Here is an 18,722-nt window from a genome sequence, read left to right on the forward strand (position 1 = left end):
CATGATTCCGGCCGGAAAAAAGAAAGAAGATGCACAGCTGACAGTGATGATGAGCCTTTTGATCCTGATTCTGCTGACGTTTACAGCCGGGATTTTAGAGAGTGCGTCCATTCAGACATCAAAGAATATCAGGCGGGCGGACACGGAGCGGGCGGTGGAATCATTGTTTGCGGAGTATCAGAAGGAACTTCTGGAAGAGTATGATCTTTTCGGACTGGACGGTACGTACGAGACAGGAAATTATTCGGAAGAAAGAGTATTGAACCGTATAACCGTATATGGAGCGGTTGCAGGAGAGAGTCAGGTGGAAGCCGTCCGCTTTTTGAGTGACGGAGAAGGCCGGGAGTTCGCGGATCAGGTCTGCAGATATATGGAGAACAGGTTCGGAATCGATATTATCAAGGATCTGACCGGGAAAGAAGATGAGGCGAAAAAACAGGAAGAAGAGGCCGAAAAGTATCAGCAGCAGGAAGAGGAGACAGAAAAGAAGATGGATGAGATTCTGGCATCTCACGGGACATCGGAAGGCTCTTCCGAAGGAAGCGGGGAGGAGACGGAAAATCCACTGGGGATTTTGCAGAAGCTGAAAAGGAAAGTACTGACGGAGATTGTTCTGCCGAAAGACCGGACCATTTCACAGAAAAGTGTGGAAGGAACTCCGGGAATTTCCGGGCGGGAGAGACGGGAAGGCAAGGGAGATGTACCTGCCACAGAGGAAACGGGAAACGAAAAGTTGTATTTTATTGCCTATATTCCAGAGCATTTTGGAAGCTATATCAGTCCGGGAGAAAATCGTCCGCTGGAATACGAACAGGAATACCTGATCGGCGGAAATACAGATGACATGGAAAATCTGCAGGAAGTACTGGATAAAATCCGAAATCTCCGAATGGCACCGAATTATTTCTATCTTCAGACAGACGAGACGAAGAAGGCGGAAGCAAAAGTGCTGGCCGGTGTAGTAAGTACCCTGATGGGAAATCCGGAATTGACGGATGTAGTATGCCAGATCATCCTGATGGCCTGGGCATACGGGGAGAGCGTGATGGATCTTCGGACACTGACTGCCGGGGGAAAGGTGCCGGCGGCCAAGAGTAAAGAGACATGGAAGCTGAGTCTCTCAGGCCTGCTAAAGCTTGGGACAAAAGAAGACTCCGGAGCAAGTGAAGCCGGAGAAAGCGGATTCGGGTACGATGACTACATGAAGATGCTGTTTCTTCTGGAATCCAAAGAAACGCTGCGGCTCCGGATGCTGGATCTGATTGAATGGAATATGAAGATGCGGCTGGACTGTCCGTTTTTTCAGGCCGATGCCTGTATTACAAAACTCAGGATTCAAAGTACATGCAGACTCAGAAGAGGAATTACGTACCAATTTTCGACATATTATGCATATCAATAACAAATCTGTGAAAACAGTTCTTATTTCATATCTGACAGATCAGTCTGATATACAGAAAGGAGGTAAAGCGAGGTGCCTTTTTGTGACAACTCAGGTGATTTAAACTACATACAAACCATGGTCAACGAATTTTCAGACCCTAAAATATATAGAAAGGAGACAGATTCTGATTCGCTTCATAGATGGAAGCAGCTTTCCCCACGAAATAAGAAGTGTACCTTAAAGGCACCTGTCTTTACCTCCTTTTCTGGAGGAAGTATGACTGTGGAAGCAGCCTTTGTGGTTCCTCTTTTCCTGTTTGCGGTACTGGCCTTTTTATACTTGTTTGAGGTGATGGCAGTACAGACAAATATCCGGGCGGGGATGCAGTATGCGGGCAGAAAATATGCGGAACAGGCTTATCTGAATCCATTTGTCAGTACAGAAGAACTGGAGGAGGATATCCGGGAGGAAGTCAGCACAGAACGGCTGGAGCGTAGCATGGTAAAAGGAGGTGCTTCCGGGATTGACTGCAGCAGTTCCTACGTGGATCTTATGAATCAGATTTTGTATCTGAACACATCGTATACGGTGGAGATCCCTGTTCCGGTATTTGGAATCTTCAATGTAGAAAAAGAAGAGAGCATCCGGATAAAAGGGTGGTGCGGCTATGAATCGTCTATCCCTGTCCAGGCGGAGCAGAAGATTGTGTATGTGACAGAAAACGGGGTAGTGTATCATCAGGACTACCACTGCTCCTATCTGGATCTGTCGATCCATATGGTTCCGTCCTCCGGGCTGGAGGAATTGCGAAATGCGTCGGGCGGGAAGTATTATCCTTGTGAAAGATGCGGACAAAATGTGGCAGGAATGGGAGTATATGTCACGGACTACGGAAGTAAATATCACACGTCCATGTCCTGCAGCGGTCTGAAGCGAAAGATTTACGCGGTTCCGGTTTCGGAGACAGCAGGGAAAGGAGCGTGCTCAAAGTGTGGGAAATAAAAATCTGCAATGCCTTGTTTTTAATTTTTCAGGCAGTTTGTTCGGCATATGATATCCGCATCCGTGCGGTTCCGAGATGGCTTCTGCTTTGCGGAAGCGCGCTGGCAGCGCTGACACGGCTTATAGGAATCGGAAGCGGAACCTGGATTTATGTCTGGGGTGCTCTGGCCGGCAGTGCATTTCTGATCGTCAGCAAATGTACAGATGAAGCGCTCGGGTTTGCAGACAGCTGGATGATTTTTGTACTGGGTGTGTATATGGGAATCTGGAAACTGGCAGCCGCTTTGAGCATTGCCTTTTTTGCGGCAGGGATTTGGAGTCTGGGAAAAGTAGTACTGCAAAATGGCGGATATAAAGATACATTCCCGTTTCTCCCCTTTTTGACAGCCGGATATTTGGGAGTGATCGGATGGTAGAAGAAAAATGGAGTGGCAGTTTTACTGTGGAAGCAGCAGTTCTCGTCTCGGCGGTTCTGCTTTTGACTTATGGGGTCATCATGGCGGTTTTCTACTACCATGATAAAAATATTTTAACAGGAACCGCTTATGAGACCGCGGTGATTGCGGGAAGAAAGCAGAAAAAAGAACCGCCTTTTCAGAAAGAAGAAATACAACAATTATGGAAAGAAAGAATTTCCGGAAAGATGATTCTTTTTCGGAAAGCAGAGGTAGAAGTAGAATGTCAGAAGGAGTATGTGTGGATTTCAGCTCAAGCATCGAGGAAAAGAATGAAGATTACAGTCGAAGCAAAAGTAGCACTTGTCGAGCCGGAGAGAAAGATCCGGGATATGAGGAAACTAAAAAAGGCAGCAGAAACAGGAACCTGAAAATCGGATACCGGAGAGACCTGAATACATCCTATTTTATTGTCGAATCAGACAGATTTTATCAATCGGACTATCAGCTGAAAATGCTGGCAAATAATGAAATCTGCGGACTTCTGCAGGTGAAAGGGCGTGGAGTAAACGGAAGAAGCCGGTATGAGTATGAAATCCAGGGAAAACATTCACTGGAATTTCTGACGCAGAAAGGACCGGTTACCTACGAAATGATTATAGCGATTATCGAAGATCTGCTGGCGGTTATGGAAGAAATGAGAGACTATCTGTTAAGCCCGAATCAGTTGCTGCTGGACCCGAGAAGTATTTTCTGTGAGAAAGGCCGGTATTATTTTTGCTATTATCCGGCCAATGAACAGGGAATCGCGGAAAGTTTTCATGAACTGACAGAATTTTTTGTCAGAGAGACCGATTATCAGGATCGTTCCGGGATTTATATTTCCTATGCCCTCCATAAAATGACGCTCGCGGAAAATTATCAGATCTGCCAGGTGATTGAGGAAATTTTAAATAATCAGGAAGAAGAATACGAGGATCAAGAAGCGGAAGAGGAAGATTATGAAGAAGATCTTTATGAATATGGAGATGAATATGAAGATGATGAAGAAGAGGAGCAGTATGATGACTGGGGACTGGAGGAGAAACCGGTCGGGGATGTAATAAAGGAGAAAATAGGAGGCTGGGGGTTTGTGAAACGTCTATTCGGACGTGGCATGGAAGCACCTCAGGATGATATATTGAGAGAGCAACGGAATGTTGACTGCAGAAAAAAGTATTGAAAGAGCCGGCAGGTTGCGCTAGACTTAATGTATATAACAAAAAACTGCCGACAACAGGTATGTGTTACGGGAATAAGAGAGTCGGTATACGGGACATGGATCAATGCCATGTCCCGTATCGGCACAATCACTTTGGATCTCCGGAAAGCCCGGGATGTACCGGGAGAGTGATCTCAAAAGTCGTTCCAAATCCGGGGCGGGAATCCACGGATACTGTTCCGTGATGTGCGAGAATGATATTCTGAACGACAGGAAGCCCCAGACCGGTTCCGGAAGATTTGGAAGTGAAAAACGGTGTAAAGATTTCCTTTAGCTGTTCTTCGGATATGCCGCAGCCGGTATCCTGAATCCGGATATGGATCCGGCTGTCATGGAACCAGGCTTTCAGATTGACGGACCCGGAACCGTGGATTGATTCCACGGCGTTTTTTAAAAGATTTAAAAGTGCCTGACGGAGTTTGACAGGATCTCCGGTGATGACAGGAAGATCTTCCAGCAGGGAAGTAAATTCAATCTCCGTATTGGCGCAGGACGCGGCGAAGGAGAGGACCAGTTTTTCCATAAAGCTCCGGAATGAAAAAGTTTCCGGATGAAGAGAGCTGCTGTTGTTAAACAGTGAAAACTCTTCCAGAAGATGCATCATGTATTCCAGATCCTGGCAAAGGGAGTCCCAGTACTCGAAGGAGCGGACCTCGGGATGCCGGGATTCGATCAGCTGCAGCGTGCCGGAAAGAAGAGTCAGGGGATTGCGGATTTCGTGGCAGATTTTGTGACGTTCCATATCCTGAGAATGGAGCAGTTTCTGAAACAGAGCAGACGCTTCAGCATCCTGATTTACATAGGATTGAAGACGCTGCATCTCATCGGATGTAAAAGACATAGGAATTTCCCACCTTTCTAAACAGTTCGATGCTTTCTAGTTTAGCACTGGTGGAGGCAATATTCAAATATCAATGTAAAGGAGTATGAGATATGAGAGACGATAATTGTATTTTCTGTAAACTTGCAAACGGAGATATTCCGACTGCGACGCTTTATGAAGATGAAGATTTCCGCGTGATTTTAGATGCAAGTCCGGCATCGAAAGGACATGCCCTGATTCTTCCGAAACAGCACTATGCAGACCTTTATGAGCTGGATGATGAGATTGCTGCAAAAGCACTTGTGCTTGCTAAAAAGATGGTGAAAAAGCTTACGCCGATTCTTGGATGCGATGGTTATAATATCGTACAGAACAATAAAGAGGCGGCAGGACAGACCGTATTCCATTTCCACATGCACCTGATTCCAAGATACAAAGGAGATAAAGTAGGTCTTGGCTGGAAAATGGGACAGCTTGATGAGGAACAGAAGAATGAGATACTTTCCAGAATCAGCGAAGAGTAAAACAGGGAATAACAAGAGGGTAAGGCGTAAGAAGCTCATATGGATGAAATACTATTTAATGATATCTATGATAAATATGTAAATATTGTCTGGAGAACAGCAAAGTATTACTCGGAAAATGAGACGGATGCCGATGAGATTACCCAACTCACTTTTGTGAATTTACTGATCAGTTATGAAAAGATCAGAAACAAGAACGCGATTGAGTCATGGCTTCGCACAACCGCTTATCGTCTGGCCTGCAGCCAGATGAGAAGGCGGAAACTGGAGATGCTGTTGGATGATGAGGGATTGGTGGCACAGATGGGCGAGGAAGTACCAGGTCCGGATGAGCTGATTTTCATGCGGGAACGCCGCAGAAAAGAAACAGAATTGACGAGTACGATGCTGGAAGAGCTGTATCAGCACAATCCAAGATGGTATGATGCAGTTGTCCGCGCGTTTGTGCTGGAAATTCCACAGAAAGAAATCGCAGAAGAGATGGGTATCCGTCTGGAGGCATTCCAGTCAATGCTGTTCAGAGCAAAGAAGTGGATGAAAACAAAATATGAGGCAGATTACAGAGAAATGAAATAATATAAAAAACAGGTGCCGATTCGACACCTATTTTTTGATTTCAGAGTTTTTATGGAACACTATTTTTGCGAAGCCCGGACAATGAGATCAATAATTGTCTCGATCGAATTCTGCATGCCGGAATCGCTCATTGCCTTTGTATATGTATCACGATCCTGATACAGGCGGTGGACAGTATCCAGAAGAATTTCGTCTGTAAGTGATTCTTCTTCCAGGACAATGCTGAATCCCTGACGCTCAAAGGAACGGGCATTGAGGATCTGATCTCCGCGGCTGGCGTTTGCAGGAAGCGGGATCAGGATATTTGGTTTACGCAGAGCCAGAAGTTCACAGATTGCATTGGCACCGGCACGGGAAATGACAATGTCGGCCAGCGCAAAAAGATCTTTCAGTTCTTTTTGAATGTATTCAAACTGTGCATAACCTTCCACCCGGGTCAAAGACTCATCCAGCTTTCCTTTTCCACAGAGATGGATCACCTGAAAGCTTTCCAGAAGTTTTGGAAGAATGTTCCGCACAGCCTGATTAACTGCAGCAGCGCCGAGGCTTCCGCCGATCACGAGAATAACAGGCTTTTGGGAAGTGAAATGGCAGAATTTCCTTGCTGCCTCCTTATCGCCTGTAAGCAGTTCCTGCCGGATCGGTGAGCCTGTGAGCACCGCTTTGTCTGCCGGAAGATTCTTTAATGTCTCCGGGAAATTGCAGCAGATCTTTGTCGCCGACGGCATGGAAAGCTTGTTGGCGAGACCAGGCGTGATGTCTGACTCATGAATGATAGTCGGGACATGATTCCGCTTGCCGGCCATGACAACCGGTACGCTGACAAAACCGCCCTTGGAAAAGATCACATCCGGCTTCAATGTCTTGATTAACTTATTTGCCTCATAAAATCCTTTTAATACACGGAACGGATCCGTAAAATTTTTCATGCTGAAATAACGGCGCAACTTGCCGGAAGAAATCCCGTGGTATGGAATATGAAAAGGTTCGATCAGATCTTTTTCAATTCCATTATAAGACCCGATATAGTGAATGTCATATTGAAGTTCTTTCAGGCGGGGAAGAAGGGCGATGTTTGGTGTAACATGCCCGGCAGTACCGCCGCCGGTTAAAATGATACGTTTCATGGCATGCCTCCGAAAATGCTTTTATGATTATTTATATTAAACAGAATTGAAATAAAGGTCAAGTCGGAGGAAAGAAAACGCAAAAAAAGGGGGACGAAATGAAAAAAGAAGATGAACTCATGAAAGAGTTCCTGCAGGAAGAGCTGGAGAAAGAGTCAGCACGGATAAAAGAAGAAGTAGAGCAGGATCCACCTCTGACAGAATCAGGGCCGGATCCGGAACTAAAAAATAAAATATGGAAACAGGCAGAAGAAATCCGGCGGCAGAGAGAAGCATATGAAAATCTGTCAGAAGCAGATAAGGAGGCCCTGCGTCTCGGAAAAGAACTGCAGCTCCGCCGGGAAGAGAAGGCGCGGGAAGAATTCTCCGAAGAACTCGCCCCGGAGTCACTGGAACTGGCGGCAGGCGCAGAAGAAAGGCAGCCTGAAAGTCACTCCGAAATACAAACGGCACAGGGAAGCCAGACCCCAAAAGTACGCGTGAGAAAACGAAGGAAAAAGACGATCGTTGCCCTGGCCGTGGCACTTGTCGCAGTGCTTGGGGTAGGGATAACGAGTTTTGGTGACGGGGGATTTGTGGCTGAGACGGTGGACAGAATACTGGGAGGAAGAAAAACAACAAATATAACTGCTGAAGATGATAATTCTGACATTACTCAGCAGGAGGAAATTGCAGAGGAAAAAGTTTTTCAACAAATTAAAGATGATTTCCAATTTGATCCAGTCCGAATGGATTATAAACCTCTTGACATGGAGATGGTGGATTATATTTTAGAGCCAGAGTTTTTATCGGCAAGTATTTACTATCAGTATGGAGAGAATGTATTAACTTATTATATAACACCAGTGTATCAAGGGCTTTCTTTTGGTTATGATATTGAAGATCCAGTTGTAGATAAATATATAAAAAAGGTGGAAGATACAGAAATTCATGTAACAGAATATCTGATAGAAGCTTCAAATCAGCAGGAATTTTCGGCAGAATTTGAATACAAGGACATTACTTATATCTTAACCGGAATCATCGAAAAAGACGAATTTGAAAAAATTTTGGAAAATCTCCACTTTTTTTGAAAAAAAGCGAAAGATTTTGGAAGTTCGTGCGTCTATATAGTAGAGGAGCAAAAATATGAAAAGAAAAAAGTTGTTATCAAAGGCAGCGGCAATGATGACAGCGGCAATGCTGGTATTCGGAGTATCCGGTCAGATGGTCAGCGCAACAGAGGAGAGTGTTGAGCAGATTGGATATATCATGGTACAGCCGAGAGGAGTCTATCTCCAAGGTGGATTTTCCAAGATCAGCAAAGTTGGTGATGGAAAAATCACAGCAGGAGGAAACACTTCTGCACAGAAAGTTGTTTCAGAAGTCAGCATTAATGTGAATGTGGAGAGGAAAGTGAATGGTTCATGGAAGCATTATACATCCTGGACAGCCACAAAAAATAACGCTATTGGAATTACATCCTACAAAACGCTGACAGTGCCGAAGGGTTATTATTACCGTGTCAGAAGCGTACATTACGCAAACTCAGATGTAAGCAGTTCTGCTACAGGCGGATATTACATCTAACAGGAAGAAGAAAATTGAATATGGAATGATTTGTTTACAGGCAGAAAAGATTAAATGGTCATCGGGAGAGTTATTGAGGTTACTGCTCCATACAAAAAAATGAAAAAAGGAAGCCCTACGGCTTTACTATCTTTTAGTCCTTACATTGAGAAAACCCAAACTACTGCCCGAAAGGGCAGGAAACACCAATGGAGCAGTAGCCCCAATAGCTCTTCCGTGTCATTTCTTAACCGGCTTTCTTCGGTTAGTGCTTATGATATAGGGAACCATGGGTTTCCTATATCATAGATCTTTTCGAAAATGAACAGTAATGTTTCTATGTAGGCAAAAGAAAAGATTCCGCATGACGGGAGTGTATCCCGAACAGCGGAATCTTTTTTTGCCCTTATTTATTATTTATTATTTATTAGCTAGTCCGGCCTGAAGTGCGTGAGCAAGCTGATCCGGGCAGGAGGTGCTTTTAAAGCCGCATTTAATGCCCGAGAGGCGGCGGATCGCTTCGTCCGCTTCCATGCCTTCAACAAGGCTTGCGATTCCCTGCAGATTGCCGTTGCAGCCGCCGGTGAAAACAACGTTGTGAATACGATGCTGATCGTCAAGATCAAATTCAATTTCTTTTGAACATACGCCAGTTGGCCTGTACTTCATATTGATTCCTCCGTTTCTGTTTCCCTTCCGAAAAAGAATTATAACAAAGAAAGAAAAAATATGCTAGGTATACATACAAAAATTTGTTATACTGTGAGGAAAAGGAGGTCGAAAGCATGATTGGAATTATCGGAGCAATGGAAGATGAAGTTGCAGAATTAAAGAAAAGCATGGAAATAGAAGAGGTTGTTTCGGCGGCGTCTCTTTCTTTTTGCAGAGGAAAACTTTCGGGGAAAGAAGTTGTCGTAGTAAGGAGCGGGATTGGCAAGGTCAATGCCGCAGTGTGTGCGCAGATTCTTGTGGACCGGTTTGGAGTGGATGTGATTATCAATACAGGAATCGCGGGATCTCTGGATGCGGCGATTGATATCGGAGATATTGTGATTTCAACAGACGCAGTAGAGCATGACATGGATGCAAGCACATTTGGAGATCTGGTGGGTCAGATCCCGCAGATGGATACTTTCTCGTTTCCGGCAGATGAAAAGCTGGTGAAACTGGCAAAAGAGGTCAATGAAAAGGCGAATCCGGATATCCGTACATGGACAGGAAGGATTGTAAGCGGAGACCAGTTTGTTTCTTCAAGTGAGAAGAAAGAGCAGCTGATCAGTCTTTTTGACGCAAAATGCACGGAGATGGAGGGGGCTGCGATCGCGCATACGGCTTACCTTAACAAAATTTCGTGCGTCATCATTCGGGCAATTTCGGATAAAGCTGACAACAGTGCATCGGTAGACTATCCGGCCTTTGAAGCGGCGGCAATCCGCCATAGTGTAAGGCTGATTGAGGCGCTGGTGCCGGAAATCAAGAAATAATAGAGCGAAAAAACGTCAAAAACCGCCCGGTTTTGCAGGACGGCATAAAAAATATGTAGAACGGTTACAGAGCCTTTTTCCGTAGTTTTCAGTTATACTTGGGATAAACAAAAAAACGGAGGAGGCTCTTTTTATGTTGGAAGCAGTATGGAAACATGGGGTGTTATTTTACGCAGTCGGAGTGATGTGTATACTGGGAATCTTCAGCAAGATCATTGTCAGTCTGACACTCAGGCGACTGGTGCGGGAGGCGGGAAGGATGGGAAAAAGCCTGCACCCGCTGATGAAGCTTGTCCGGGCCAAATTTGAACATGCATGTATGGTGAGTGATAAGGTGCAGAATATCCGGGCGTTTGTGGATAAATATATGTATGAATACAAAGTACTGTGGATAAAACTGCACAGCTGGCGGCAGATGGAAAAAGCGGCGGCATGGGGATGCCTGGTATTTGGAGCGGCAGGGGCAGCGGCAGCATACACCCAGGATGCACCTTTGGAAAATGTGGGGCAGTATGCGGCAGCCGGTATTGCGGGAGCGCTGCTTTTGTTTGCGCTCAGGATGGTCACAGATGAAAGCTACCAGCTGGAAGCGGCAAAAAACTATATGATAGAGTTCCTGGAAAATACATATGCACGTAAATATGAAAAGATAACCCGGATGGAGGAAACAGAGGAAAATTTCCGGACGGAAGAGGAAGAAAGCGTGATGGAGGAAGAAAAGTCAGAAGAAAATGCTGTTGTGTTTTCTGCAAAAGAAGAGGAAGAGAAAGTGCCGTTAGAGGAAAATCTGATGGAATTTGCTCCAGAGGAAACGGAAGTCGGGGAGGAAGGCAAAGGCGAGGAAATAGAGTCGGAGCTTGTTACTTTGATGAAGGAAGAGCAGGAGAAAGCGAAAGAGGAGGAGGAACGGAAAGAAAAGCGGCGGCAGGATGAGGAAATGATACGCCAGATCCTTGCCGAGTTTTTAACTTGATTAATAGAATGCCTTTTGCTAAAATATACCTAGTAATTTATACCTATATATAATGATAGAAAGGATGGGTAAAGTGATGGCAAAGGTAACATTTGACTATTCAAAAGCAGATCTGTTTATCAAGGAACATGAAATGGAGTCTATGAAAGACATTGCACTGGCGGCGAAGGACAAGCTGCTTGCGCGCACAGGAGCAGGAAATGACTTCCTTGGATGGATCGACCTTCCGGTAGATTATGATAAAGAAGAGTTTGACAGAATTTTGAAAGCGGCTGAGAAGATCAAAGGAGATTCCGATGTGCTTCTTGTAATCGGAATCGGCGGTTCCTATCTGGGAGCAAGAGCTGCGATCGAATTTTTAAGACATAGTTTCTATAATAATATTTCCAAAGAGGCACGTAAGACGCCTGAGATCTACTTTGTAGGAAACAGCATCAGCAGCACCTATCTTCATGATCTGATTGAAGTGATCGGAGACAGAGATTTTTCTGTAAATATTATTTCTAAATCCGGTACGACTACTGAGCCGGCGATCGCGTTCCGCATTTTCAAAGAGATGCTGGAAAAGAAATACGGAAAAGAGGAAGCAGCAAAGCGTATCTACGCTACGACAGACAAGGCAAGAGGAGCACTGAAAAATCTTGCTACAGAAGAAGGATATGAGTCCTTTGTAGTTCCGGATGATGTGGGAGGACGTTTCTCTGTTCTGACAGCGGTAGGACTTCTGCCGATCGCAGCAAGCGGAGCTGACATTACAAAGCTTATGGAAGGAGCTGCATCCGGAAGAAAGGCAGCACTGGAGCTTCCATTTGAGGAAAACGATGCACTTCAGTATGCAGCAGTAAGAAATATTCTTCATGCAAAAGGAAAAGCAGTGGAAGTGCTTGCAAACTATGAGCCAAGTCTCCATTATGTTTCCGAGTGGTGGAAACAGCTTTATGGAGAAAGCGAAGGAAAAGACCAGAAAGGTATCTTCCCGGCGTCTGTGGATCTGACAACAGATCTTCACTCCATGGGACAGTTCATCCAGGACGGAAGCCGCATCATGTACGAGACTGTACTGAATGTAGAGAAATCCAGAGAAGAAGTGATCATCGGAGAAGAACCGGTTGATCTTGACGGCCTGAACTACCTTGCAGGAAAGACCGTTGACTTTGTAAACAAGAGCGCAATGAACGGAACAGTACTTGCTCACACAGACGGTAATGTACCGAACCTGATGGTAAATATTCCGGAGCAGAATGAATTCTACCTCGGAGAGCTGTTCTACTTCTTTGAATTTGCCTGCGGCGTCAGCGGATATATTCTTGGCGTAAATCCATTTAATCAGCCGGGCGTAGAGGCATACAAGAAAAATATGTTTGCCCTTCTCGGAAAACCGGGATACGAAAAAGAACGCGAAGAACTGATGAAGAGATTATAAGAATTAAAGACAGCCAGAACGGAGATGGAGTAAAAGCCTTCCGTTCTGGCTTTTCTTATTGGATTTTTCGTAACAGTTGTACCATTGGAATATTCATGTCAGGGACTCTGGCGATTTGTAAAATATATCACTCCTTATATGCTTATGCAGATGGTGTCAACGTCATTCCGGCTGGGGAATTGGAACCGGAACCGGTTTTTCTGGCATGATCTACGCTTTGATTGGACTTTTTGCGGCATATTGGAGATATATGAGAAAAGATATCTGCTAAATAGCAGTAAAAATTAACAAAAACCATAGTAAAAATATACAAAAAACTAACTTTTTATTATGGATTATTGTTGGATCGGATATTGACTTTTCAAATATGGAGGAGTAAAGTAAGCACGATATGAAAAAGAAAAGGAGGGAGCAAAACGGGTAGTTTATCAGAGAAATTAATGGAAGAACTGAACTGTAAAATTATGTTCACGATACCGGTCGGAGATGGGCTTCCGATCTATGAATCCGTCGTTGTGACATGGATTGTTATGGCGGTTCTTGTATTACTTTCTATTATTTTAGTGCGGAACTTAAAAGTGGAAAATCCGGGGAAAAAGCAGCTTGCTCTTGAGGCCGGATATTTATTTTTCCGCAATTTCTTTTATAATCTGCTGGGAGAGCACGGAGCACGCTATATTCCTTACATGATTACGATTGTCCTTTATATCGGACTTGCCAATATCATGGGGGTATTCGGGTTCGTCCCGCCGACAAAGGATATGGGCGTGACGATTGCGCTGGCACTTATGAGTATTATCCTGATCGAATATTCCGGGATTCACCAGAAAGGGACAAAGGGGTGGCTGAAAAGTTTTGCTGAGCCGATTCCCATTATGCTTCCAATCAATATACTGGAGATTGGTATCCGGCCGCTTTCGCTTTGTATGCGGCTTTTCGGAAATGTATTAGGATCTTATGTGGTCATGAAGCTGGTCGAGATTATCTGTCCGATTTTGCTTCCGGTACCATTTAATCTGTATTTTGATTTTTTTGACGGATTCATTCAGGCATATGTATTTGTATTTTTAACATCCCTGTTTATCAGCGAAGCAGTTGAATAGGCAGACAGGGAACTGAGAAGAGAGAACAAGGAGGAAACAAAACGATGTCATCTTTAATTGCAATTGGAGCAGCAGTAGCAGTGTTTACAGGTATTGGTGCAGGTATCGGTATCGGCCTTGCAACAGGAAAGGCAGCTGAGTCTATCGCAAGACAGCCGGAGGCAGAGAGCAAAATCAGAAGTACACTTCTTTTAGGATGTGCGCTTGCCGAGGCAACAGCGATCTACGGTTTCGTAATCGGTCTGTTAATCATCATCTTATTAGGATAAGAGAAAGGCAGGTAGAGGCAGATGCTGACATTAAGTCCGGTTACAATCATCGGTACAATCATAAATCTGCTTGTTCTGTATTTCCTGCTGCAGCATTTCTTATTTAAGCCGATTCAGAAGATCATGGATCAAAGAGACGAGCTGATCCGCGGACAGTTAAAGGATGCGCAGGATCAGAAGGAGTCTGCCGGAAAGCTGAAAGCGCAGTATGAAGAAGCGCTTGCTTCAGCGAAAGAGGAATCCGGGCAGATCGTAGAAAGGGCCAAAACAGAGGCGGCGCTTCAGGCTGACGCAATCGTGAAGAATGCAAATGAAGAAGCGGGCCAGATTGTGGATAAGGCGAGAAAGACAATGGAAGTGGAAAGAGAGCAGGCTATGCGGGAGATGAAGTCCCAGATAGCCGATATTGCTTTGACAGCCGCTTCTAAAATTATGGGCGAGAAAAACAGCAGTGAAAGAGATTTGGCACTTTATGACCAGTTTTTAGAAGAAGCAGGTGATTCTGATGACACAGACAGCTAAAAATTATGCACAGGCATTATACGAACTTCATGTGGATGCAGAATCTGTAAAAACGGCAGAGACGATTTTAAAGGAAGTCCCTGAGGTGGGAGAAAGCCTTACAAATCCGACGATTGCTTTTCATGTAAAAGAGAAAATCATTGACCGTATTTTCCCGGAAGGGATCAGAAATTTTATCAAGGTCGTATGCAGAAATCAGAAATCGGGACTGCTTCTGGAAATGTTCGAGGCGTACCGGGAAATTGAAAGAAAAGCAAACGAGGGCCTTGAGGCCGTCTTGTTTTATGTGACGGCTCCGACAGTGGGGCAGCAGGAAAAGATGAAAACATTCCTGCGCCGGAAATTTCATGTAAAGGAAGTTGCGCTTTCTTTAAAAGAAGAGAAAAGCCTGATCGGAGGATTCATCCTTCAGGCAGGCGGACGGGAGTTCGACTGGAGTTTCAGAGGAAGATTCCGGGCGCTTTCCCGTGCTTTACAACATTAAAAGCGGAGGTGAAGTAATTGAGCACAATCAATTCAGACGAAATAATCTCCATATTGAAAGAAGAAATTCAGAATTATGATGAAATCAGCAAAGATAAGGAAGTCGGACAGGTAGTCAGTGTCGGAGACGGGATTGCCACGATTTACGGGATTGACCATGCGGCTTACGGTGAGATCGTTACATTTGAAAACGGACTGAAAGGGATGGTACAGGATATCCGTCAGAACAGCATCGGCTGTATTCTTTTCGGAGATGACCGTGAGATCGGTGAAGGAACGAAAGTATTCCGTACCGGGAAAAATGCAGGTGTTCCGGCCGGAGAAGGCTATATCGGACGTGTTGTCAACGCGCTGGGCGCGCCGATCGACGGCAAAGGGGACATTGAGGCCGGTGAATACAGACCGATCGAATATCCGGCACCGTCAATTGTTGACAGGAAATCGGTTACCGTACCGCTTGAGACAGGAATCCTTTCAATCGATTCCATGTTCCCGATCGGCCGGGGACAGCGTGAGCTGATCATCGGAGACCGTCAGACCGGAAAAACATCGATTGCGACAGACACGATTCTGAACCAGAAGGGAAAAGATGTGATCTGTATCTATGTCGCGATCGGACAGAAAGCGTCTACGATCGCAAAGCTGGTTTCCACTTTTGAGAAATATGGAGCCATGGACTATACAATGGTGGTTGCAGCGACAGCCAGTGACTGTGCGCCGCTCCAGTATATTGCGCCATATGCGGGCACAGCTCTTGCAGAATATTTTATGTATAAAGGAAAGGATGTGCTGATCGTATACGATGATCTGTCCAAGCACGCGGTAGCTTACCGTGCACTGTCACTCCTTCTGGAGAGACCGCCTGGACGTGAGGCATATCCGGGTGATGTCTTCTATTTACATTCCAGACTTCTGGAACGTTCCAGCCGTCTGAGCGATGAGGCTGGAGGCGGATCTATCACAGCGCTTCCAATCGTAGAGACACAGGCCGGAGATGTATCGGCATATATTCCGACCAATATCATTTCCATCACGGATGGACAGATTTTCCTGGAGAGCGACCTGTTCTTCTCCGGTATGCGTCCGGCTGTCAATGTCGGTCTTTCTGTATCCCGTGTTGGTGGTGCGGCACAGACGAAGGCGATGAAGAAGGCTGCCGGAAGTGTCCGTATTGATCTGGCACAGTACAGAGAGATGCAGGTATTCACCCAGTTCTCTTCTGATCTGGATGAATCTACAAAGGCACAGCTTGAATACGGAGCATGTCTGATGGAACTTTTAAAACAGCCGCTTTGCAGTCCGCTGTCCATGCAGGATCAGGTAATCACACTGTGCGCGGCTACGCATAAGAAGCTGATCGGAATTCCGCTGAAGGATTTGAAGAATTATCAGAAAGAGCTTCTTGAGTATATTGACAATGTCTATCCGGAAATCGGCCGCGAGCTTGCCGAAAAGAAGGTACTGACAGAGGAACTTGAAGAAAAGATTGTAAAAGCAGCAGAAGAATTCAGAGACAAGAGCAGGTGTTAGTATGGCAAATGCAAAAGAAATACAGGCACGTATGAAAAGTATCCAGGATACGATGAAGATCACGAATGCGATGTATATGATTTCTTCTTCCAAGATGAAGCGTGCAAAGCAGGTGCTTGCGGATACGGAGCCGTACTTTTATAATCTGCAGAACGCGGTTTCCAGAATTCTCCGCCACATGCCGGATGTGGAGCATGTGTTTTTTGATACGAGACCGGAGATACCGGCTGACGAGAGAAAGATCGGCTGCATTGTCGTGACGGCAGATAAGGGTCTTGCCGGCGCTTATAACCACAATGTCATCAAGATGACAGAAGAGATGGTTCAGGAAGAAGGTCATCACAAGCTGTATGTGCTCGGTATTGTGGGACAGCAGTATTTCCGCAAGAAAAATGTGGATATGGATGAGCAGTTCCATTACACGGTTCAGAAGCCGACCATGCACAGGGCAAGGGTGATCGCCAGAGAAGTCGTGGAAAAGTTTCTGGAGAGAGAGCTCGATGAAGTCGATATTATTTATACGGAGATGGAAAATGCAGTCAGCATGGAGACAAAGCGGGTACAGCTTCTCCCGCTGAAAAAGGCGGCATTCATGCCGAAACTTCCGGTCGATGTACAGCAGGAGATTATCCACATGGTGCCGTCCACCAAAGATGTTCTGGATCAGGTCGTACCGAACTACATTACAGGAAATATATACGGCTGTCTGGTTGAATCTTATGCCAGTGAGAATAATGCCAGAATGACTGCGATGCAGTCTTCCACGGACAATGCAAAGGAGATGCTCCGGGAGTTGTCCATTCAGTATAACCGTGCAAGGCAGGCCGCAATTACTCAGGAAATCACAGAGGTAATCGGCGGTGCGAGGGCACAAAAAAGGAAGTGATAACGATGAATAAAGGAAAGATTGTACAGGTCATGGGACCTGTTGTAGATGTTATTTTTGAAAATGGTGAGCTTCCAGCTATCAAAGATGCACTTGCCGTAGAGAACAATGGAAAGAAAAGTGTGATGGAGGTATCACAGCATATCGGAAATGATACAGTCCGCTGTATCATGCTTTCCGCAAGTGAAGGCCTCTGCCGTGACATGGAAGTGACCGCGACCGGTGCAGGGATCAAGGTTCCGGTCGGCGACAAGACACTTGGACGTCTCTTCAACGTTCTTGGCGATACGATTGACGGAGGTGAATCCCTGGAAGACGAGGAACACTGGGAAATCCACAGAAATCCTCCGACATTTGAAGAACAGAGTCCGGTTGTCGAGATTCTTGAGACCGGAATCAAAGTCATTGATCTTCTTGCACCTTATGCAAAGGGAGGAAAGATCGGTCTGTTCGGAGGAGCCGGTGTCGGAAAAACCGTGCTGATTCAGGAACTGATTCAGAATATCGCTACAGAGCACGGCGGATATTCCATATTTACCGGTGTCGGAGAACGTTCCCGTGAGGGAAATGATCTCTGGACAGAAATGAGAGAATCCGGTGTTTTAAATAAGACAGCCCTTGTGTTCGGACAGATGAACGAGCCGCCTGGATCCCGTATGCGTGTGGCGGAGACAGGTCTTACGATGGCTGAGTATTTCCGTGACAGAGAGCATCAGAACGTGCTTCTGTTTATTGATAATATTTTCCGTTTTGTGCAGGCCGGTTCTGAAGTATCCGCACTGCTTGGCCGTATGCCGTCAGCCGTAGGATATCAGCCGACACTTGCAAACGAGATGGGTGCGCTTCAGGAACGGATCGCTTCCACAAAGAACGGTTCTGTTACATCCGTACAGGCGGTTTACGTGCCGGCGGACGACCTGACAGACCCGGCTCCGGCGACGACATTCGCCCATCTGGATGCCCAGACTGTTCTTTCCAGAAAGATTGTAGAGCAGGGAATTTATCCGGCGGTAGATCCGCTGGAATCCAGCTCCCGTATTCTGGAGGCAGATGTAGTGGGAGAGGAACATTATGAAGTGGCAAGAAAAGTTCAGGAGATCCTTCAGAAATACAAAGAACTTCAGGACATTATTGCCATCCTCGGTATGGAAGAACTCTCGGAAGAAGATAAAAAGACCGTTTTCCGCGCAAGAAAGATCCAGAGATTCCTTTCTCAGCCATTCCATGTAGCGGAAAACTTTACCGGTATTCCGGGTAAATACGTTCCGTTAAAAGAGACAATCCGCGGATTTAAGATGATTGTCAACGGCGAGATGGATGATTATCCGGAAAACGCGTTTTTCAATGTAGGTACGATCGATGATGTGATCGAGAAGGCAAAAAAGGAAGCATCCTCAGAAGAGTAAAGG

The 18,722-nt window shown here is 45.5% G+C and carries 22 protein-coding genes; 19 read left to right on the forward strand and 3 right to left on the reverse strand.

Annotated elements, in window-relative coordinates:
- Window position 1: 1 nt before the first annotated feature.
- From B5E64_RS00445 to B5E64_RS00465, 5 genes are all read left to right on the forward strand, one after another.
- A complete protein-coding gene (locus tag B5E64_RS00445; RefSeq protein ID WP_087166564.1) occupies window positions 2–1,402 on the forward strand; it encodes a DUF5702 domain-containing protein in 1,401 nt (466 codons plus the stop codon).
- Between the two features lie 258 nt (window positions 1,403–1,660).
- Entirely contained in the window at window positions 1,661–2,386 is a 726-nt protein-coding gene (locus tag B5E64_RS00450) for a hypothetical protein (protein WP_087166565.1), read from the forward strand.
- Window positions 2,374–2,802: an A24 family peptidase gene (locus tag B5E64_RS00455; RefSeq protein ID WP_162610109.1), complete on the forward strand. Its 429-nt coding sequence runs from the start codon at window positions 2,374–2,376 to the stop codon at window positions 2,800–2,802. Before B5E64_RS00450 ends, B5E64_RS00455 begins: the two co-directional genes overlap by 13 nt.
- Entirely contained in the window at window positions 2,796–3,212 is a 417-nt protein-coding gene (locus tag B5E64_RS00460; RefSeq protein ID WP_087166567.1) for a TadE family protein, read from the forward strand. Before B5E64_RS00455 ends, B5E64_RS00460 begins: the two co-directional genes overlap by 7 nt.
- 20 nt (window positions 3,213–3,232) lie before the next feature.
- Window positions 3,233–4,003, forward strand: coding sequence for a DUF6382 domain-containing protein (locus B5E64_RS00465; protein ID WP_243272961.1), 771 nt, complete (start codon window positions 3,233–3,235; stop codon window positions 4,001–4,003).
- 127 nt (window positions 4,004–4,130) lie between these two features.
- Here the strand turns inward: B5E64_RS00465 and B5E64_RS00470 are convergent, their stop codons facing one another.
- Window positions 4,131–4,883 carry a HAMP domain-containing sensor histidine kinase gene (locus tag B5E64_RS00470; protein WP_087166569.1) on the reverse strand — a complete coding sequence of 251 codons (753 nt, stop codon included), beginning with the start codon at window positions 4,881–4,883 and terminating at the stop codon, window positions 4,131–4,133.
- Window positions 4,884–4,975: 92 nt separating this feature from the next.
- On the opposite strand from B5E64_RS00470, the gene B5E64_RS00475 reads away from it, so the two are divergent.
- Both B5E64_RS00475 and B5E64_RS00480 read left to right on the forward strand, forming a co-directional pair.
- Window positions 4,976–5,389: an HIT family protein gene (locus B5E64_RS00475; RefSeq protein ID WP_087166570.1), complete on the forward strand. Its 414-nt coding sequence runs from the start codon at window positions 4,976–4,978 to the stop codon at window positions 5,387–5,389.
- Between the two features lie 39 nt (window positions 5,390–5,428).
- The gene (locus B5E64_RS00480; protein ID WP_087166571.1) at window positions 5,429–5,965 is read left to right on the forward strand and encodes a sigma-70 family RNA polymerase sigma factor; all 537 of its coding nucleotides are present in this window, start codon (window positions 5,429–5,431) and stop codon (window positions 5,963–5,965) included.
- Between the two features lie 59 nt (window positions 5,966–6,024).
- Here the strand turns inward: B5E64_RS00480 and B5E64_RS00485 are convergent, their stop codons facing one another.
- A complete protein-coding gene (locus B5E64_RS00485; RefSeq protein WP_087166572.1) occupies window positions 6,025–7,092 on the reverse strand; it encodes an undecaprenyldiphospho-muramoylpentapeptide beta-N-acetylglucosaminyltransferase in 1,068 nt (355 codons plus the stop codon).
- Window positions 7,093–7,190: 98 nt separating this feature from the next.
- Between B5E64_RS00485 and B5E64_RS17795 the strand changes: the two genes are divergently transcribed.
- The gene (locus tag B5E64_RS17795; RefSeq protein ID WP_140398800.1) at window positions 7,191–8,165 is read left to right on the forward strand and encodes a DUF4367 domain-containing protein; all 975 of its coding nucleotides are present in this window, start codon (window positions 7,191–7,193) and stop codon (window positions 8,163–8,165) included.
- Between the two features lie 55 nt (window positions 8,166–8,220).
- A complete protein-coding gene (locus B5E64_RS00495) occupies window positions 8,221–8,661 on the forward strand; it encodes a DUF6147 family protein (protein ID WP_087166573.1) in 441 nt (146 codons plus the stop codon).
- Window positions 8,662–9,060: 399 nt separating this feature from the next.
- On the opposite strand, the gene B5E64_RS00500 is transcribed toward B5E64_RS00495, so the two are convergent.
- Complete coding sequence (locus B5E64_RS00500; RefSeq protein ID WP_087166574.1) at window positions 9,061–9,309, reverse strand: TIGR03905 family TSCPD domain-containing protein; 249 nt, start codon at window positions 9,307–9,309, stop codon at window positions 9,061–9,063.
- A gap of 116 nt (window positions 9,310–9,425) precedes the next feature.
- Here B5E64_RS00500 and B5E64_RS00505 point away from each other — a divergent pair, with 116 nt between their 5' ends.
- The 10 genes from B5E64_RS00505 to atpD all read left to right on the forward strand — a co-directional run bounded on the left by B5E64_RS00505 (window position 9,426) and on the right by atpD (window position 18,719).
- Window positions 9,426–10,124 carry a 5'-methylthioadenosine/adenosylhomocysteine nucleosidase gene (locus B5E64_RS00505; RefSeq protein WP_087166575.1) on the forward strand — a complete coding sequence of 233 codons (699 nt, stop codon included), beginning with the start codon at window positions 9,426–9,428 and terminating at the stop codon, window positions 10,122–10,124.
- A gap of 133 nt (window positions 10,125–10,257) precedes the next feature.
- Window positions 10,258–11,097 (forward strand): hypothetical protein, encoded by an 840-nt coding sequence (locus tag B5E64_RS00510; protein ID WP_087166576.1) that lies wholly within the window; start codon window positions 10,258–10,260, stop codon window positions 11,095–11,097.
- A 64-nt stretch (window positions 11,098–11,161) separates the two neighbouring features.
- On the forward strand, window positions 11,162–12,520 hold the full coding sequence (locus B5E64_RS00515; protein WP_087166577.1) for a glucose-6-phosphate isomerase: 1,359 nt from the start codon (window positions 11,162–11,164) through the stop codon (window positions 12,518–12,520).
- Between the two features lie 440 nt (window positions 12,521–12,960).
- Complete coding sequence (locus B5E64_RS00520) at window positions 12,961–13,623, forward strand: F0F1 ATP synthase subunit A (protein ID WP_087166578.1); 663 nt, start codon at window positions 12,961–12,963, stop codon at window positions 13,621–13,623.
- A 44-nt stretch (window positions 13,624–13,667) separates the two neighbouring features.
- Window positions 13,668–13,892, forward strand: coding sequence for an ATP synthase F0 subunit C (atpE, locus tag B5E64_RS00525; RefSeq protein ID WP_087166579.1), 225 nt, complete (start codon window positions 13,668–13,670; stop codon window positions 13,890–13,892).
- A 21-nt stretch (window positions 13,893–13,913) separates the two neighbouring features.
- A complete protein-coding gene (gene atpF, locus B5E64_RS00530; RefSeq protein WP_087166580.1) occupies window positions 13,914–14,414 on the forward strand; it encodes a F0F1 ATP synthase subunit B in 501 nt (166 codons plus the stop codon).
- Window positions 14,398–14,898, forward strand: a complete 501-nt coding sequence (gene atpH / locus B5E64_RS00535) for an ATP synthase F1 subunit delta (protein WP_087166581.1) — start codon at window positions 14,398–14,400, stop codon at window positions 14,896–14,898. The genes atpF and atpH overlap by 17 nt, the downstream gene beginning before the upstream one ends.
- A 17-nt stretch (window positions 14,899–14,915) precedes the next feature.
- Window positions 14,916–16,427, forward strand: a complete 1,512-nt coding sequence (gene atpA / locus B5E64_RS00540; protein WP_087166582.1) for a F0F1 ATP synthase subunit alpha — start codon at window positions 14,916–14,918, stop codon at window positions 16,425–16,427.
- A gap of 1 nt (window position 16,428) precedes the next feature.
- Window positions 16,429–17,313, forward strand: coding sequence for an ATP synthase F1 subunit gamma (gene atpG / locus B5E64_RS00545; protein ID WP_087166583.1), 885 nt, complete (start codon window positions 16,429–16,431; stop codon window positions 17,311–17,313).
- 5 nt (window positions 17,314–17,318) lie between these two features.
- Window positions 17,319–18,719, forward strand: coding sequence for a F0F1 ATP synthase subunit beta (gene atpD, locus B5E64_RS00550; RefSeq protein WP_087166584.1), 1,401 nt, complete (start codon window positions 17,319–17,321; stop codon window positions 18,717–18,719).
- Window positions 18,720–18,722 lie beyond the last annotated feature (3 nt).

Origin of the sequence: Drancourtella sp. An12, from assembly GCF_002160935.1 — a bacterium.
Lineage (GTDB): Bacteria > Bacillota > Clostridia > Lachnospirales > Lachnospiraceae > Sellimonas > Sellimonas catena.

Excerpts from the sequence above, each read along its gene's own strand:
- B5E64_RS00445 (WP_087166564.1), top strand. The coding sequence starts at position 2 with ATGATTCCGGCCGGAAAAAAGAAAGAAGATGCACAGCTGACAGTGATG.
- B5E64_RS00450 (WP_087166565.1), top strand. The coding sequence starts at position 1,661 with ATGACTGTGGAAGCAGCCTTTGTGGTTCCTCTTTTCCTGTTTGCGGTA.
- B5E64_RS00460 (WP_087166567.1), top strand. The coding sequence starts at position 2,796 with ATGGTAGAAGAAAAATGGAGTGGCAGTTTTACTGTGGAAGCAGCAGTT.
- B5E64_RS00470 (WP_087166569.1), bottom strand. The coding sequence starts at position 4,883 with ATGTCTTTTACATCCGATGAGATGCAGCGTCTTCAATCCTATGTAAAT.
- B5E64_RS00475 (WP_087166570.1), top strand. The coding sequence starts at position 4,976 with ATGAGAGACGATAATTGTATTTTCTGTAAACTTGCAAACGGAGATATT.
- B5E64_RS00480 (WP_087166571.1), top strand. The coding sequence starts at position 5,429 with ATGGATGAAATACTATTTAATGATATCTATGATAAATATGTAAATATT.
- B5E64_RS00485 (WP_087166572.1), bottom strand. The coding sequence starts at position 7,092 with ATGAAACGTATCATTTTAACCGGCGGCGGTACTGCCGGGCATGTTACA.
- B5E64_RS17795 (WP_140398800.1), top strand. The coding sequence starts at position 7,191 with ATGAAAAAAGAAGATGAACTCATGAAAGAGTTCCTGCAGGAAGAGCTG.
- B5E64_RS00495 (WP_087166573.1), top strand. The coding sequence starts at position 8,221 with ATGAAAAGAAAAAAGTTGTTATCAAAGGCAGCGGCAATGATGACAGCG.
- B5E64_RS00500 (WP_087166574.1), bottom strand. The coding sequence starts at position 9,309 with ATGAAGTACAGGCCAACTGGCGTATGTTCAAAAGAAATTGAATTTGAT.
- B5E64_RS00505 (WP_087166575.1), top strand. The coding sequence starts at position 9,426 with ATGATTGGAATTATCGGAGCAATGGAAGATGAAGTTGCAGAATTAAAG.
- B5E64_RS00510 (WP_087166576.1), top strand. The coding sequence starts at position 10,258 with ATGTTGGAAGCAGTATGGAAACATGGGGTGTTATTTTACGCAGTCGGA.
- B5E64_RS00515 (WP_087166577.1), top strand. The coding sequence starts at position 11,162 with ATGGGTAAAGTGATGGCAAAGGTAACATTTGACTATTCAAAAGCAGAT.
- B5E64_RS00520 (WP_087166578.1), top strand. The coding sequence starts at position 12,961 with ATGGAAGAACTGAACTGTAAAATTATGTTCACGATACCGGTCGGAGAT.
- atpE (WP_087166579.1), top strand. The coding sequence starts at position 13,668 with ATGTCATCTTTAATTGCAATTGGAGCAGCAGTAGCAGTGTTTACAGGT.
- atpF (WP_087166580.1), top strand. The coding sequence starts at position 13,914 with ATGCTGACATTAAGTCCGGTTACAATCATCGGTACAATCATAAATCTG.
- atpH (WP_087166581.1), top strand. The coding sequence starts at position 14,398 with ATGACACAGACAGCTAAAAATTATGCACAGGCATTATACGAACTTCAT.
- atpG (WP_087166583.1), top strand. The coding sequence starts at position 16,429 with ATGGCAAATGCAAAAGAAATACAGGCACGTATGAAAAGTATCCAGGAT.
- atpD (WP_087166584.1), top strand. The coding sequence starts at position 17,319 with ATGAATAAAGGAAAGATTGTACAGGTCATGGGACCTGTTGTAGATGTT.